This is a genomic window from Streptococcus sanguinis (assembly GCF_050220005.1).
GTDB classification, from domain to species: Bacteria; Bacillota; Bacilli; order Lactobacillales; family Streptococcaceae; genus Streptococcus; species Streptococcus sanguinis_Z.
Genome location: NZ_CP071413.1, coordinates 1,774,860 through 1,791,026, shown reverse-complemented (window position 1 = coordinate 1,791,026; position 16,167 = coordinate 1,774,860). Strand labels below are relative to the sequence as shown.

The 16,167-nt window shown below is 41.4% G+C and carries 14 protein-coding genes; 9 read left to right on the top strand and 5 right to left on the bottom strand.

Annotated features, from left to right (window positions below):
- Positions 1 to 57: 57 nt before the first annotated feature.
- The 5 genes from J1C86_RS08730 to J1C86_RS08710 all read left to right on the top strand — a co-directional run bounded on the left by J1C86_RS08730 (position 58) and on the right by J1C86_RS08710 (position 4,102).
- Positions 58 to 1,005: a TIGR01212 family radical SAM protein gene (locus J1C86_RS08730; RefSeq protein ID WP_125409156.1), complete on the top strand. Its 948-nt coding sequence runs from the start codon at positions 58 to 60 to the stop codon at positions 1,003 to 1,005.
- On the top strand, positions 999 to 1,550 hold the full coding sequence (locus tag J1C86_RS08725; protein ID WP_125351247.1) for a tRNA (mnm(5)s(2)U34)-methyltransferase: 552 nt from the start codon (positions 999 to 1,001) through the stop codon (positions 1,548 to 1,550). Before J1C86_RS08730 ends, J1C86_RS08725 begins: the two co-directional genes overlap by 7 nt.
- 239 nt (positions 1,551 to 1,789) lie before the next feature.
- Positions 1,790 to 2,386, top strand: a complete 597-nt coding sequence (locus tag J1C86_RS08720) for a TetR/AcrR family transcriptional regulator (protein WP_427150796.1) — start codon at positions 1,790 to 1,792, stop codon at positions 2,384 to 2,386.
- Positions 2,386 to 3,339, top strand: coding sequence for an ABC transporter ATP-binding protein (locus J1C86_RS08715; protein WP_002913248.1), 954 nt, complete (start codon positions 2,386 to 2,388; stop codon positions 3,337 to 3,339). Before J1C86_RS08720 ends, J1C86_RS08715 begins: the two co-directional genes overlap by 1 nt.
- Entirely contained in the window at positions 3,326 to 4,102 is a 777-nt protein-coding gene (locus J1C86_RS08710; RefSeq protein WP_125408936.1) for an ABC transporter permease, read from the top strand. The genes J1C86_RS08715 and J1C86_RS08710 overlap by 14 nt, the downstream gene beginning before the upstream one ends.
- 541 nt (positions 4,103 to 4,643) lie before the next feature.
- Here J1C86_RS08710 and J1C86_RS08705 read toward each other — a convergent pair.
- The 4 genes from J1C86_RS08705 to J1C86_RS08690 all read right to left on the bottom strand — a co-directional run bounded on the left by J1C86_RS08705 (position 4,644) and on the right by J1C86_RS08690 (position 8,367).
- A complete protein-coding gene (locus J1C86_RS08705) occupies positions 4,644 to 5,408 on the bottom strand; it encodes a class I SAM-dependent methyltransferase (RefSeq protein ID WP_002913250.1) in 765 nt (254 codons plus the stop codon).
- Positions 5,409 to 5,527: 119 nt separating this feature from the next.
- Entirely contained in the window at positions 5,528 to 5,902 is a 375-nt protein-coding gene (locus J1C86_RS08700) for a hypothetical protein (RefSeq protein ID WP_002905901.1), read from the bottom strand.
- Between the two features lie 111 nt (positions 5,903 to 6,013).
- Complete coding sequence (locus tag J1C86_RS08695; protein ID WP_002905902.1) at positions 6,014 to 7,576, bottom strand: hypothetical protein; 1,563 nt, start codon at positions 7,574 to 7,576, stop codon at positions 6,014 to 6,016.
- On the bottom strand, positions 7,573 to 8,367 hold the full coding sequence (locus J1C86_RS08690) for an ABC transporter ATP-binding protein (RefSeq protein ID WP_002913252.1): 795 nt from the start codon (positions 8,365 to 8,367) through the stop codon (positions 7,573 to 7,575). The genes J1C86_RS08695 and J1C86_RS08690 overlap by 4 nt, the downstream gene beginning before the upstream one ends.
- Before the next feature lie 74 nt (positions 8,368 to 8,441).
- Here J1C86_RS08690 and J1C86_RS08685 point away from each other — a divergent pair, with 74 nt between their 5' ends.
- Positions 8,442 to 9,566: an AI-2E family transporter gene (locus tag J1C86_RS08685; protein ID WP_002894636.1), complete on the top strand. Its 1,125-nt coding sequence runs from the start codon at positions 8,442 to 8,444 to the stop codon at positions 9,564 to 9,566.
- Between the two features lie 151 nt (positions 9,567 to 9,717).
- Positions 9,718 to 11,058: a hemolysin family protein gene (locus J1C86_RS08680; protein ID WP_002899773.1), complete on the top strand. Its 1,341-nt coding sequence runs from the start codon at positions 9,718 to 9,720 to the stop codon at positions 11,056 to 11,058.
- Between the two features lie 368 nt (positions 11,059 to 11,426).
- Here the strand turns inward: J1C86_RS08680 and treR are convergent, their stop codons facing one another.
- Positions 11,427 to 12,140, bottom strand: coding sequence for a trehalose operon repressor (treR, locus tag J1C86_RS08675; RefSeq protein WP_032909640.1), 714 nt, complete (start codon positions 12,138 to 12,140; stop codon positions 11,427 to 11,429).
- 187 nt (positions 12,141 to 12,327) lie between these two features.
- Here treR and treP point away from each other — a divergent pair, with 187 nt between their 5' ends.
- Complete coding sequence (gene treP / locus J1C86_RS08670; RefSeq protein ID WP_125408938.1) at positions 12,328 to 14,325, top strand: PTS system trehalose-specific EIIBC component; 1,998 nt, start codon at positions 12,328 to 12,330, stop codon at positions 14,323 to 14,325.
- Positions 14,326 to 14,397: 72 nt separating this feature from the next.
- The gene (treC, locus tag J1C86_RS08665; protein WP_125408940.1) at positions 14,398 to 16,029 is read left to right on the top strand and encodes an alpha,alpha-phosphotrehalase; all 1,632 of its coding nucleotides are present in this window, start codon (positions 14,398 to 14,400) and stop codon (positions 16,027 to 16,029) included.
- Positions 16,030 to 16,167 lie beyond the last annotated feature (138 nt).

The following is a 16,167-nucleotide window of genomic DNA, read 5'->3' as shown; positions in this document are numbered from 1 at the left end:
TCCTTCTTTCTTTGTGAAAGAGGGAATTTTTGTTTCTAAACTCTTTTTTGTGGTAGAATGAAAGGTATGAAATCTTACAATTCTTTGAATGATTATTATCGAAAACTTTTTGGAGAGAAGACTTTTAAGGTGCCCATTGATGCGGGCTTTGACTGTCCCAATCGGGATGGTACGGTAGCGCATGGAGGCTGTACGTTCTGTACCGTTTCGGGTTCAGGTGATGCCATTGTGGCGCCGGATGAGCCCATTCGCGAGCAGTTTTACAAGGAAATTGACTTCATGCACCGCAAGTGGCCTGATGTTCGCAAGTATCTGGTCTATTTCCAGAACTTCACCAATACCCATGAGAAGCTTGAAGTCATCCGTGAACGCTATGAGCAGGCCATTAACGAGCCTGGCGTCGTTGGTCTCAATATCGGGACTCGGCCTGACTGCTTGCCTGACGAGACCATCGCCTACTTGGCTGATCTGTCTGAGCGTATGCATGTGACTGTGGAACTGGGGCTTCAGACTACCTATGAGGAGACTTCGGACCTCATCAATCGTGCCCATTCCTATGAGCTTTATGTGGAGACGGTCCAGCGAGTTCGTAAGCTGGCTCCCAAGGCGGAGATTGTCTCTCACTTGATTAACGGCCTGCCGGGTGAGACTCATGAGATGATGCTAGAGAATGTCCGTCGTTGTGTGACAGACAATGACATTCAGGGAATTAAACTTCACTTGCTTCATTTAATGACCAATACCCGCATGCAGCGGGATTATCATGAGGGGCGACTGCAGCTGCTCAGTCAGGAGGAGTATGTCTCCATCATCTGCGACCAACTGGAGATTATCCCCGAGCATATCGTCATCCACCGTATCACTGGCGACGCCCCGCGAGATATGTTGATTGGCCCCATGTGGAGCCTCAATAAATGGGAAGTTCTCAATGCCATTGAGGCAGAAATGCGTCGTCGTGGCAGCAAGCAAGGCTGTAAAGCAAAGGAGCAGAGATTCGTATGTTAAGACCCTTACAGATGGCCCATGCCTTTTTGGCAGAAGTCGTGACCAAGGAAGATATCGTGGTGGATGCTACTATGGGCAACGGACATGACACCCTCTTTCTGGCTCAGTTGGCCAAGCAGGTCTATGCTTTTGACATTCAGGAGCAGGCTGTGGAAAAGACCCGCCAGCGCTTGGCAGAAGCTGGCTTGGACAATGCTCAGCTAATCTTGGCTGGCCATGAGACTCTGGACCAATACACAGACCATTTCAAGGCAGCTATTTTTAATCTTGGCTACTTGCCTTCGGCGGACAAGTCTGTCATTACCCGACCCGCTACGACGTTGGAAGCTCTGGGAAAGGTCTGTCAAGGCTTAGCAAATGGCGGCCGTGCAGCTATCATGATTTACTATGGGCATGATGGTGGAGAGGTTGAGAAAGATGCGGTGCTAGACTTCGTCAGTCAGCTGCCCCAGCAGGACTTCACCGTTGCCCTCTACAAGACCATCAATCAGATTAACAATCCACCTTTCTTGGTCATGATTGAGAAATTGAGAGAAGGAACTTGAGATACAATAAGGATACAGAGAGAAAAGCCAGACAATAGGAGCTTTCAATACTGTATCCTTATTTTTTAAATTGTGACACTCAAATAAATAGGTCTAAAAGAAGAGAATTATGATGTGTGTAAATTTAAAGTCTTATATTTTCCTACAAAGAAGATATAAGACTTTTGACATTTTTCAGTTTATATGATAAGCTATGACTGTAAAATCAAAAAACGTCACAGAGTTTTCAGGAGGAAGTTATGGCTACTGCTTTTACTACTGAAGAAAAGGAAGTAATTAGAAAGAAATTACATAAAGTTGCAAAGGAATGCCTTCAAAGATATGGGGTTAAGAAAACCACAGTTGACCAAATGGCAGCAATGGTAGATATTTCCAAAGGTTCTTTTTATAATTTTTATTCCTCAAAAGAAATGTTATTTTTTACGGTCTTAGAAGAATATCAAATAGATGTTATGAATCGCCTGACAGAACAATTAGGTATGGAAACCAAGATAGATACAAATCGTCTTGTACAGTTACTTTATGATTTTTATCAAGATTTTCGCTATTCATTTATGTATACCATATTTAAAAATCATGAAATGGAATTACTCATAAGAAAATTGCCAAAAGAGGCGATAACAAATCACCATCTGATAGATGATAGGATGGTTAAAGAAATTGTATCTCGAATCAACATTAGAGAGAATGTATCGGTAGAAATCGTCTCTGCTTTATTTAGAACGATTGCTATGACTATATTACACATCGAGGAAATCGGTGAAGAACAATTTGATACTACATTGAAGTTAGTCATACAAGGAGTTGTGGAACAAATTACTAAGGAGGATAGGTAATGGTGAAAGAAGCAATTAGAACCGCAAACCTTTCTAAAAGATATGGAACAAAAAATGTTGTCAACAACTTGAATCTATCAATAAAACCTGGTGAAATAGTAGGGTTTTTAGGACTGAATGGTGCAGGGAAAACAACGACGATGAGAATGATGCTAGGATTGATAAAATCTACATCAGGAGAATGCTATATTCAAGGAAAAAAGTTAGATCTGAATAATTTAGAACTTCGAAACGAAATAGGTTATATTATTGAGACGCCTTATTCTTATCCGGATTTAACGGTGAGAGAAAATTTAGAAATCGTTGGTAAATTAAGAGGGGTTAATAAAGATAATATTGACTGGGTAATTGAAAAATTAAAACTAAAGCAATATGAACATAAACAGGAGAAGCATCTTTCTTTAGGAAATGTTGCGCGTTTAGGAATTGCAAAAGCGATTATTCATAAACCTAAAATTCTAATTCTTGATGAGCCGACAAATGGATTAGATCCTTTTGGAGTTATTGAAGTGAGAGAACTGTTAAAGGAATTGGCGAATCATCTAGGTACAACTGTTCTTATTTCAAGTCATAATCTAGAGGAAATATCTAAAATTGCTACTAGGATAGTCATTATACATGAGGGCAGACTTATAAGAGAAGTTGAAAGCAATGAATTAGAGCAGTACTTAGAAAAGAAGTTACTAGTAAGTGGTTCTAATAATAAGGCTATGAAAGAAGTATTATCTAACCAGGGCTATCATGTAAACATTCAATCAGACACAGAAAATAATATCAATTTCTTAGAACTAATTGATACAAAATCTGTGGAATGCCCGGAAGATGTTGCTACATTGCTAGTCAATGCAGGTTATCCACCCAAATCGCTGGCTGTTGAAAAAGAAGATTTAGAGCATTATTTCTTAAGAATACTGAATGACTATCACGGAGGTATTTCGAATGAAAAAGCTTAGTTCCTGTATTTTAATTGAATGGAGAAAGTTAATAAAATCAAAACTTTCCATCGTAACTGCTTGTTCTATCTGTTTAGTTCCTTTTATTGTTGGCTTGTTTGCAACTATGATGAAATATCCAGAGAATTTCAAAAATCTTGGTTTGATTTCTGCAAAAATGGAAATGATGAGGATAACAGACTGGTCGTCATACTTAATGACCATATCACAAGTCATTTCTGTTGGGGGATTGCTCATTTTTGGATTTACAGCATCTTGGGTTTTTGGTAGAGAATATTCTGATAAAACGATGATAGACCTATTAGCGCTCCCGATGAAAAGAGATACAATCGTATTATCCAAGTTTATCGTTATCGCTCTATGGAGCTATATTCTATCAATTTTTGCTCTTTTATTAGGATTATTAGCTGGCAATCTGATTGGACTTGAGGGTGGGAGCTTAATGGTGATTTTCAAAGGTATACTTACTTTTGTTTTTTGTACTACTCTTACGATCATACTCTCTACTCCAGTGGCTTTTTTTGCTTGTTTAGGCCGGGGATATTTGTCTCCATTGGCATTCATTATTTTTACAATTATTTTTTCTCAGCTTGGTTCTGCTCTTAACTTTGGGAAATACATTCCATGGGCGATTCCTGCACTCGCAAGTGGTATTGCAGGAAAAGCACTATTGAATTTTGGGAGCATTGTCAGTTTATTTGGGGTAAGTATTCTAGGTCTTATCGCAACAATAGCTTGGTGGAGGTATGCTGATTACGATTAAAATGAAGTGATGAAAATGCTAATAACACAAAACTAAGTCTTATTCATTTCCATTCAAAACAACCCCTCCTGTTCAGATTGAAAAACAAGAGGGGTTATATTATGACAATCGAAAGTTTTGGGGGAGAGGGGACTATGTGAGTATCGTTGGCCTAAACGAAAAGATAGTTTCTAATATACGTGATTGGGAAAAAATGACCTTGTCTTTGATAAGTTAAGTGTCAAACCGTTCTCAGATGGCAGTTTTAGAATAAGATAAAAGCCTGTTTTTACGGGCATTAGTCAAACGAACATAGCATTGCCCCGAACAATGTTCAGCGAACTTCTTTAGATGTCGCTGGAGGGAAATTGCATATAGCCGGTGTACAAGTTACCTGTTTTCACAGGTGGTTAAGACTTCTCAAAATGAGCAAAAAAACAGTAAACCTTTGTGATTTACTGTTTTAAAAATTCTTTTATTCAATTAGACAAACTGGGATTTTTAGATTTTAACCCTTAAGGAAAATAAAATGGGCTATTCTCCTGAAGTATGTTCTATAACATTATAGTTTAATGCAAAGTGTAGCTATATAGTCATTTCCATAACGTGATAATCTATTTCTTTTATCACATGATTCATAAAAATCTATCATAGCGAGACCATTTTTAAGTTGTCCTCTAATCTGAGTTTCTAAGGTATGGCTAAATTCATATCCATATTCTGGATTTATGGATATCTTGCCTTCCTCTTCAAGCTCTTTTGAATTAAAAGGTATTGAAAACTTTAAAAATAATTCCTCATCAGGTTTGTCCCATACAATGTCAGCATCATACATGTATATCCATGGATTCATGAATCCGACCATTAACAGTCCACCCTTTTTCAATACTCGAGAGGCTTCTTTATACATGTTTTCTAAATCTTCTATATATGCATTTGAAACCGGATTAAAAATAATATCAAAAGTTTCATTTTCAAATGGAAATGGTTTTGTCATATCGCCTTGAACTGTATTGATTTTTAAGCCTTCTCTTTTAGCAACCAACTCATCTCTTTGTAATTGTGATTTAGAAAAATCCATTATGGTTACATCATAACCCTTTATAGCAAAAACTGGTCCCTGCTGTCCACCACCACAAGCTAAACCTAATATCTTTTTTCCGTTTGCTTTTTCAAACCATTCTTTTGGAACTTTTTTCCCGACAGTTAATGCAACAGAAATTGGATGTTTTCTAACTTCTTCTAATTCTTCATGTGTCAATGGCTCAGTATAGTCATTTTTTACATTATTCCATCTATCTTCATTTAATTTTATATAATTGTTCATCTTATAATCTCCTCATAATTTTATATTATTTCGATTTAAGTTGAATATGTTGCCATTACATTTTTCTCACCTCTACAAATTCCAATTTGGCGCACTGTAGATGATCTTCATTTCATATACTACATCTGAAATGCTGTTATCCAAAAACATATTCCGGCTATAAGTGAAATCGGAGTCATAACATATTTTTCTTTCTTACTTTTTGAAATCATGTTCATAATCGTATTCAAGGATAGGTAAGCGGCAAAGAAGAAACAAATATATTTAGTAACCTTGAAAGACAGCCACAGGGGAATAAAACCTCCGGCTTGCAAAATAATGATCATGGCAAAAATTTGAATAGCTATCGAAATGACTGCCGCAAGTCTAAATTTCTTAGGTAAGATTTTATGTTGTCCACCCATTGTATATTCGCCCAAAGGCAGACCGCAAGCAACAAGAACTGTCATAATTGCTATAATTCCAAATAATACTGCACCTAATATTGAAAACATAAATCACTATTCTCCCTTCGCAGAATACAAAAAATTTTAATTACAAATTCAACTTTGTTTCACTTAATGTTCCTATAAAATTATAAGGAATTCTTGTCAAATGTTCAAGTTTTATAGGTCTTTCTCAAGCTGGTCTGTTGATTTCCCTTTTCCTTTGTTCTTCCACCAATCGCTCAGGTCGACTATGGATTGAGCGGCGGAAGGGATGAGAAGGAGGACATAGATATAGACATACTGGCTCTTGGTTTCCCAGAAGAAGTGGAAGAGGCCGCCCCCCAAGAGAAAGATGAAGGGATAGAGGTCAAAAGGCGTCAGCTTTTCCTCGGCGACGAAAAATTTATGCAGGATAAAGAAACAGGAGAGCAGATAGATACTAGCTAGCAGGGTCAAGAGCAGGAAATTAACAATCTGATAACCTTTTCTTTCCTCATAAATGCTGCGCAGGACAGCTGGTTTCATATATTGCTGGCGCTCAATCTGAGGTCCAGTCCAAATAGACTGAAAAGTTGGCTCAGTCCAGGTCGACTTGACCTTTTCGTAGAAGAATTTGAGCGCATAAGCCGGATGCTTACTGAAGTGAATCAAAATGTCCTTCAAATCCCGAGTAGCCATTTCTGTAGCCAATTTTTCATCGTATTTGTTGCGCTTGAGAATCTTGGTATTGTAGGCATCGTACCAGCCTCCCAAGGTCTGCCGATTGGGATCATCCCGCAGGCCCATAGTGATGTAGGCGATTTTTGGGGTACCGACACCAATCTTGCCCCCAATCAGCTGCTCATAGTAGGCCGTCAGACCCTTGTTTGAAAGGACGATACCGGCTAAAATCAGGATGATAGCTAAGGGTTTCTTCCAAGACCATTTATAAAAGATGGACAGGAAGCAGACTCCAATCAGCATGATGGCAAAGATGATGTAGTTGTTGCGCAGGAGGCAGGCCAGACTGATACTGGCCGCTCCCAGCAAGGCATAGAGCAGGTTTCCTTTCTGATCCAGCTTGATAAAAGCATAGAGACTGAGCAGACAGAAGAAGAGCCCGGGAATGGTACCGTAGACAAAGAGGATGAAAAAGAGCTGTGGTAAAAAGAGAAAGGTCAGTAGAATCGTGTATTTCTGAATCATTTCTCTGGCATTGAGGAGAGCTGTGATTTTGTAAATTAAGAAATGACTGAGTAAAGTCCAGACGACATTCATGCTAAAAACAAACTGAGTCGTCGGAGAAATAAAAGCATAAAGTCGCTCCAGAGTCATCAGTCCTAGCTGATGGGGATTGCGATACATGTAGCTTCCGACGGTTGTCAGCGAGCTGTAATCTCCTCGGTTGAAGGCCAGCGCTGCATTGAAAACGTGCTTGGCGTCAGCTCGGATGCGGCCATCGTAGGCCGTTATCAGAAAAATCGCTGCTGCTATAAAGAGGAAGGACAAAAACCAAAAAAGATGCTTGGTCTGAACCTTTTCCAACAGGGGCCGGATTAAAAAGAGGCTGAGGAGAAAAAGTAAGAGTATAGGGTAGAAATACCAAGGATTACTGACGAATTGGACCCCTTCAGCAATCCTTAAAGGGATGTAAGTATGGGACAGCAGAATCTGTCCAGACAGGAAAAGTAAGGCAATCGCAGTCATGGTCAGAATCAGGAAGTAGCCTAGGTTGAAGATGGTATTAGAAAATTGCTTCATGAGGACCTGCCCTCCACCTTGACGAAATAGCGGTCTTCTCCCAGCTCAATCAGCTCGACTGGCTGGGGATAAAATTGATTCATGACCTCTTTTTGAAGAATGTCTTCTTTAGGACCTTGGGCTATGATTTCTCCTTCTTTTAGGAGCAGGACATGATCCATAGCAGCAGTGATTTCCTCTACATGGTGGGTGACATAGAGGATGGTTGGAGCTTGGTCCATCTGTGTAATCTTACCAATCTGATCCAGCAGGCGCTCGCGGGCAAAGAGATCCAGACCGCTGGTCGCTTCGTCTAGGATAAGTAGTTCTGGCTTTTCCATGAGACTGCGTGCAATCAGCAGGAGCTGCTTTTCCCCTTGAGACAGACTGATGTAGCTTCGGCCAATCAATTCTTGCCCGCCAATGGAAGCCAGCATTTCCCTAGCTTGGTCCAGCTCCTCTTGCCCGTAAGGAGCGTAGAGAATACTGCTTTTATACTTGCCTGTCAGGACGATTTCTTCAGCTGTGAGACGGCTGGGCAGGCGTTCAGCAATGAAGGAGCCAACTACTCCAATCTTAGTTCGCAGTTGAGGAATGTCGCCGGCGCCAAATTCTGTACCGAGAACCGTCACCTTGCCCTTAGTCTTCCAATGCTCAGCCATGAGCAAGCGCAGGAGAGTAGACTTTCCAGAACCGTTGAGACCGAGAATAGCCCAATGCTCCCCCTTTTTCACCTGCCAGTTGAGATCTTTTAAGATGGTTCGGCCTTGTTTAGCCAAGCTCACATTTTCCAGTTTGATAATCTTTTCCATTTTTACTCTTTCTTTCGTTAAATCTCCTTTATTATAACAAAATTTATGGTAAAATAACTGATAGGAGGAGTCAAATGTTTCATAAAAGTAAGCTGATGTTTTGGACCAGTGAGGTCCTTTTGCTAACGATTATCTTCTTTATCTGGCGCCAAATGGGGGATATGATAACCCCGATTGTTAGCGTTGTGAATACCATCTTGATTCCCTTTCTTGTGGGAGGATTTCTTTATTATATTACGAATCCGCTGGTGAAATTTCTCCAGGACAAGCTCAAAATCAACCGAATGATTGGGATTCTGATCACGCTCAGCCTTTTGTTTGGCTTAATTGCTTTGGGCGTTATTTACCTCTTGCCGATTTTGATTAATCAGCTGAGCAGTTTGATTAATTCAACGCAAGGACTTTATTGGGAAATTCAAAGTTTTGTTAATCAATTATCTAAAAATCCGCTCTTTCGAAATCTGAATATCCAGTCCACCATCCAGCAGCTCAATCTGTCTTATGTGGATATTCTGCAGAATATTCTCAACAGTGTGACCAACAGTCTGGGTAGTGTTCTGTCAGCAGTCGTCAATACGCTGATGATTTTGATTATGACACCGATTTTCTTGGTTTACTTCCTCATGGACGGCCATAAGCTTTTGCCCATGCTGGAGCGGACAGTCCTCAAGCGCGATAAGCTCAATATCTCTAGTTTGCTGACTAATCTCAATGCTACTGTTGCCCGCTATATCAGCGGAATTTCAATCGATGCCCTGATTATCGGTGCTCTGGCCTATATTGGCTATAGCGTGATTGGGCTCAAGTACGCTTTGGTCTTTGCTATTTTCTCCAGTCTGGCTAATCTGATTCCTTATGTAGGACCGAGTATCGGCTTGATTCCCATGGTCATTACGTATGCTTTTACCGATCCTCAGAAGATGGTGGCGGCCTTGATTTACATGTTGATTATCCAGCAGGTCGATGGTAATATCCTCTACCCCCGTATCGTTGGCGGTGTGATGAAGGTCCATCCTATTACCATCATGGTGCTCTTGCTCTTATCCAGCAATATCTATGGTGTGCTGGGGATGATTGTGGCAATCCCGACCTATTCTATCCTCAAGGAAATCGCCAAGTTCTTGGCTAACCTCTATGATAATCACAAGGAAGCCCAGCAGCAGAAGAAGAACGAAGAGTTTGGGATTATTAATAAATAAGGATGAGTTTGGAAATCGATTGATTCCAGAGTCTCGATACCAGAAAATAAGACGGAAGGAAGGCCTTCCGTCTTATTTTCATTTCCTGTGCACTAAATTTAAAAATATGATATAATCAGATTTACCTATACTTTTCGAGGAGAAAGAATCAATGGAAGACCCTGGCAGTCAGAATATTTTATGGCAAGCCTTACTACTGTTTATATTGACTTTGTTAAATGCCTTTTTCTCAGCAGCTGAGATGGCAATGGTATCGCTCAATCGAGCGCGTGTGGAGCAAAAGGCTGAAGAGGGGGACCTCAAGTATATCCGTCTCTTGGCAGTCTTAGAAAGCCCCAATAACTTCTTATCAACTATTCAGGTTGGGATTACAGTTATCAATATCCTGTCTGGGGCCAGCTTTGCGGATAATCTGGGAAAACTGTTCTCTTCTTGGATGGGAAATTCCGAAACAGCACGTGCTATCGGAACTTTCTTGGCTTTGGTCTTGTTGACATATATTTCTATTGTTTTGGGCGAGCTTTATCCGAAGCGCATTGCCATGAACCTGAAAGACAATCTAGCTGTGCGGGCTGCACCAGTTATTATTTTTCTTGGCAAGATTGTCAGTCCCTTCGTTTGGTTGCTGTCAGCGTCGACTAATCTACTGAGCCGGATAACCCCGATGAAGTTTGATGATGCAGACGAAAAGATGACACGGGATGAGATTGAGTATATGCTAACCAATAGTGAGGAGACCTTGGATGCAGATGAGATTGAGATGCTGCAGGGGATTTTCTCTCTGGATGAGCTGATGGCGCGTGAACTGATGGTGCCGCGGACGGATGCCTTTATGGTGGACATTCAGGATGACACCAAAGAAATTATCGAAAGCATTCTCAAACAGAGTTTTTCGCGGATTCCCGTCTATGATGGGGATAAGGACAATGTCATCGGTCTGATTCATACCAAGCGATTGCTTAATGAAGGATTCATCAATGGTTTTGACAATATCGTTCTGCGTAAGATTTTGCAGGAGCCGCTCTTTGTACCGGAAACCATGTTTGTCGATGATTTGCTTAAGGAGCTGCGCAATACGCAAAATCAAATGGCGATTCTCTTGGATGAGTATGGCGGAATGGCTGGTCTGGTCACACTGGAAGATCTCTTGGAGGAGATTGTCGGTGAGATTGATGATGAGACTGACAAGGCTGAAATCGAAGTCCATGAAATCGGTGAGAATACCTACATCGTATTAGGAACCATGACTCTCAATGACTTTAATGAATATTTTGAAGTCGAAATCGAAAGCGATGATGTGGATACGATAGCTGGTTATTACTTGACTTGTGTAGGGACTATTCCAGATCCGAAAGAACGCATTAGCTACGAAGTCGAAAGTCAAAATAAGCTACTCATTTTGACCAATGACAAGGTTAAAAATGGCCGTGTTACGAAGGTTAAGGTTGAAATTTCTGACATTATTGAAGAAGCAGAAAAGGCTGAGAAATAAACTCAGCCTTTTAAGTTTCTTTCAAGTTTTTTATAAGTCTGTCTTAAGTTTCTGGGATTATACTAATAGCATCAAAATAGAAATGAGGACAGTCCAATGACATCTAAAGTTACCCTATATGATAAGCAAGTATTGACATTCCCCTCAGGCGCAAAAGCAGGAAAGGAAGTAATAAGAATCAGTAACGTTTAAAAAGCAGCAGAAGCCCTTAACTAATTTTTTCATATAAATCTCCTAAAACAAGTAAAAAGAATTTTGAGGCTCTTTGTCGCTCCAAAACAAAGCAGCCTTAGACTACTCATAAAAGAAACCACCTCTGCCAGCTGGAAGGCAGGGGTAGTTTTGTGGTCTGGATGGGGAACTCAAGGTTATTCTTTCTGGCGCTTAGCAAAATCCACAAAGCGAAATTTGTCCAGCTTGTGACGGCTCTCGGTATATTGAAACTGGCGGCCGTCTGCCAGATAGACCTGGGATTTGACAGAGACGACTTGCTGGTCCTTGCCGAGGTCCATGAGAATCTTGTCTCGGTCATTGGCGTGGTCAATGGTAAATTCTTTCTTGGCATAGGCGATGTTGAGCTTTAAGTCATTTTCCAAATAGGCATAAATGGACTGCTCAGCGATTTCCCTTGTCAGGTCAGGGACGATGCCCTTGTCTAAATAGTCAATATCTAATACAGAGGCGACTTGGTCTACAACTCGCTGACGGACGATTCGCCAAACCAGTCGGTAGGGAGGGAAGCCAGTGATGTCGGACAGTTTCTGATCTACGGTAATCTTTTCTAAGCTGACAACATTGGTTTTGGACTGCATATTATTCTGCTTGACTACTTCTTGATAGCTGGTCAGCTTAGACACTGGAAAGTCGAACTGTTCCTGCTTGATGATTTTGGAACCCTGTCCGCGGACCTTTTCAATCAATCCTTCTTCCTGCAACAGAGCCAGAGCCTTGCGCACAGTGTCGCGGCTGACCTGGTAGTCTTCTGTCAGCTGATGCTCGCTGGGTAAGAAGTCTCCGACAGCATAACGCTCGTCTAAAATATCTTTCTCAATCTGTTTGAACAATTGTTTGTATTTCTTCATCATAAACTTCACTTGTTTTCTTTTTTGCATACAACATAGAAAATTTTATCAAAAATGAGGGATATTTTCAACAAACAACTTGCATACATCTTTGAAATCGATTACAATAATTTGTAGAGATGTGTTGAAAAACTAACTCGTAAAAAATATAAGGAGAGTGCTGGATTCTCATTCAGCCAGTAGTCAAATGGGAAAATTTGAGAAGGAAGCCAAGGATCTGCTAGATGCAATCGGCGGCAAAGAGAATGTCACAGCAGTTAGTCACTGCGCAACGCGGATGCGCTTTGTACTTGGAGATGATAAAAAGGCCAATGTCAAGGCTATTGAGGCAATTCCAGTGGTCAAGGGAACTTTCACAAATGCTGGGCAATTCCAAGTCATCATTGGAAATGATGTGCCAATCTTTTATAATGACTTCACTGCTGTATCAGGTATTGAAGGAGTATCAAAAGAAGCAGCCAAGTCTGCTGCCAAGAGCAAGCAAAATCCCCTTCAGCGGGTTATGGCCACTCTGGCGGAAATTTTCACCCCGATCATTCCAGCTTTGATTGTCGGAGGGTTAATCCTTGGCTTCCGCAATGTTCTTGAGGGCGTGCATTGGTCTATGTTGGATGGGAAAACAATCACAGAGGTATCCAAATTCTGGTCTGGAATTAACCATTTTTTGTGGCTTCCTGGTGAAGCAATTTTCCAATTCCTGCCAGTTGGAATCACTTGGTCTGTTTCTCGTAAAATGGGAACTAGCCAAATTCTTGGGATTGTCTTGGGAATCTGTTTGGTGTCACCACAATTGCTCAATGCTTATTCAGTAGCATCGACACCAGCAGCTGAAATCGCTAAGGACTGGGTTTGGGATTTCGGTTTCTTCACTGTCAATCGTGTTGGTTACCAAGCTCAGGTTATTCCAGCCCTTTTAGCAGGTTTATCTCTATCTTATCTGGAAATCTTTTGGCGTAAACATATTCCCGAAGTAGTGTCTATGATTTTTGTGCCATTCTTATCATTGATTCCAGCTCTAATTTTGGCTCATACTGTCTTGGGTCCTATCGGTTGGACAATCGGTCAGGGGCTTTCATCAGTTGTTCTTGCAGGTTTAACCGGTCCAGTTAAATGGCTCTTTGGCGCAGTATTTGGTGCTCTTTATGCACCATTTGTTATCACAGGTCTTCACCATATGACCAATGCGATTGATACTCAGTTGGTAGCTGATGCCGGTGGTACTGGTCTTTGGCCAATGATTGCTCTGTCCAATATCGCTCAAGGCTCAGCTGTATTTGCTTATTACCTTATGAAACGCCATGATGAGCGGGAAGCGCAAATTTCCCTGCCTGCAACCATTTCAGCTTACCTTGGTGTTACTGAGCCTGCTCTCTTCGGGGTCAATGTTAAATACGTTTATCCATTTGTTGCGGGAATGATTGGTTCGTCTATTGCGGGTCTGCTTTCTGTAACCTTTAATATAACGGCAAATGCTATTGGTATTGGTGGTTTACCAGGTATCCTTTCTATCCAAGCAAAATATATGATTCCATTTGCAGGAGTTATGCTTGTAGCAATCCTTGTACCAATGTTCCTGACTTTCTTCTTCCACAAGACAGGCTTCTTGACGAAGACAGAGGAAGATCCAGAATTGCAAGCAGAATTTGCAGCTCAGGAAGAGGCAGAATTTGCCGGGGCATCCAAAGCCGAGTCATCTCCAGAGGTGCAAGCAGCTGATTCATCAGCTCCTGTAACGATTACTAGTCCGCTGGCAGGAGAAGTCAAAGAATTGAGTCAGGCAACAGATCCTGTCTTTGCACAAGGTTTGATGGGGCGTGGAGTTGTCATTGTTCCTAGCAAAGGTGAGTTGGTTTCACCAGTTAATGGTAGAGTAACAGTCTTCTTCCCAACCAAGCATGCCATCGGCATCTTGTCAGATGAAGGTGTTGAAATCCTGATGCATATCGGAATGGACACTGTCAATCTGGAGGGCAAAGGCTTTGAAGGTTATGTATCTCAAGGAGATAAGGTCAAGGTTGGCGACAAACTCATTTCCTTTGATATAGACATGATCAAGAAAGCAGGCTATATAACAGAAACACCAGTCATCATTACGAACTCAGACAAGTACGAGGTGGAGGTGCTTGAACAACTTCCTCAGGCAGTTGAGCGAGGAAGTCAGTTGATGGCAGCTAATCCACTTTAAAGAAAAATGAAATGACTTATAGAAAGGGACGGTGCTTTAAAATCTGTCCCTTTTCTCAAAAAAGGAGAAAATATGACACTTGATAAAACAAAGGTTGTCTACCAAATTTATCCAAAATCTTTTAAAGACACAACTGGCAACGGTTTGGGAGATTTTCGCGGGATTATTGAAAAACTTCCTTACCTGAAAGAGCTGGGAGTGGATATGATCTGGCTCAATCCTTTCTATCCGAGTCCGCAACGGGACAATGGTTATGATATTTCTGACTATACTGCGGTTGATCCTATCTTTGGAGATATGGCGGATTTTGAAGAGATGGTCAAGGTCGGCCAGCAGCATGGTATTGACTTTATGCTGGATATGGTTCTCAATCATTGCTCGATTGAGCATGATTGGTTCCAAAAGGCACTGGCTGGGGATTCCTACTATCAGGACTTCTTTATCCTGCGAGATGAGCCAACGGACTGGCTGTCTAAGTTTGGCGGCAGTGCCTGGGCGCCATTTGGCGATACGGGCAAATATTATCTGCATCTCTATGATGTGACTCAAGCTGATCTTAACTGGCGCAATCCCAATGTTCGTGAAGAGCTCTTTAAAGTGGTGAATTTTTGGCGGGACAAAGGAGTCAAGGGCTTCCGCTTTGATGTCATAAATGTCATTGGAAAAGATGAGGTGCTGACGGACTGTCCAGAGCAGGAGGGCAAGCCAGCCTATACTGATAAGTCAATTGTGCATGACTATCTGCGTATGATGAACGAAGCAACTTTTGGTCAGGACGATTCCGTTATGACGGTTGGCGAAATGAGCGCTACGACGATTGAAAATTGCATCCTTTACACTGCACCAGATCGTCAGGAGCTGTCCATGGCTTTTAATTTCCATCATCTCAAGGTGGACTATGAAGCTGGACAGAAGTGGACTCTTAAGGCTTTTGATTTTGAAGAGTTAAAACGCCTCTTCCATACTTGGGGCAAGGAAATGAGCAATCATGATGGTTGGTCAGCACTCTTTTGGAACAACCATGATCAGCCGCGAGCTCTCAACCGCTTTGTTGATGTAGAGAATTTCCGTAATGAAGGAGCGACCATGTTGGCAGCCAGTATTCATCTGTCGCGCGGGACGCCTTATATCTACATGGGTGAGGAGATTGGCATGGTGGATCCTGACTATGACTCCATGGAAGATTATGTGGATGTTGAGTCTCTCAATGCTTACCAGAGTTTGCTTGCTGAAGGTCAATCGCTAGAAGCAGCCTTCAGGATTATTATGGTTAAATCTCGTGATAATTCTCGGACGCCTATGCAGTGGGATAATTCGGTCAATGCAGGTTTTACAACAGGAACTCCATGGCTGAAGGCGGGCAAATCCTATCCTCTCATCAATGTGGAAAATGAAATCAAGGGCCCGATTTTTACCTTTTATCAGAAATTGATTGCCCTGCGTAAGGAACTGCCAATCATTGCAGAAGGTAGCTATCAGCCAGCCTATGAGGACAGTCCTCAGGTCTATGCCTTTGAGAGGGAGTGGCAAGGACAAAAACTTTTAGTACTTAACAACTTCTATGCTGATCCGATTACGGTGGACATCCTGCCGGATTATCAAAATGGTCAGGTTCTCCTATCCAATTACGGCAAGACTCAGATTGATCATGTGATGACCCTGCAGCCATACGAAACCTTGGCAATCTTAGTAGGGGAAAACTAAAGTCTCGAATGAATCTGGAAATGTTTCCAGATTCTTTTTTCTGTGTTTGGCCAGCCTAGACAAGTATTTTTCTCAAGAGAGATAAACTAATACAGAATTTTAAGAAAGCCTTTGCAAAATTTGATTCTTTTCTTTATA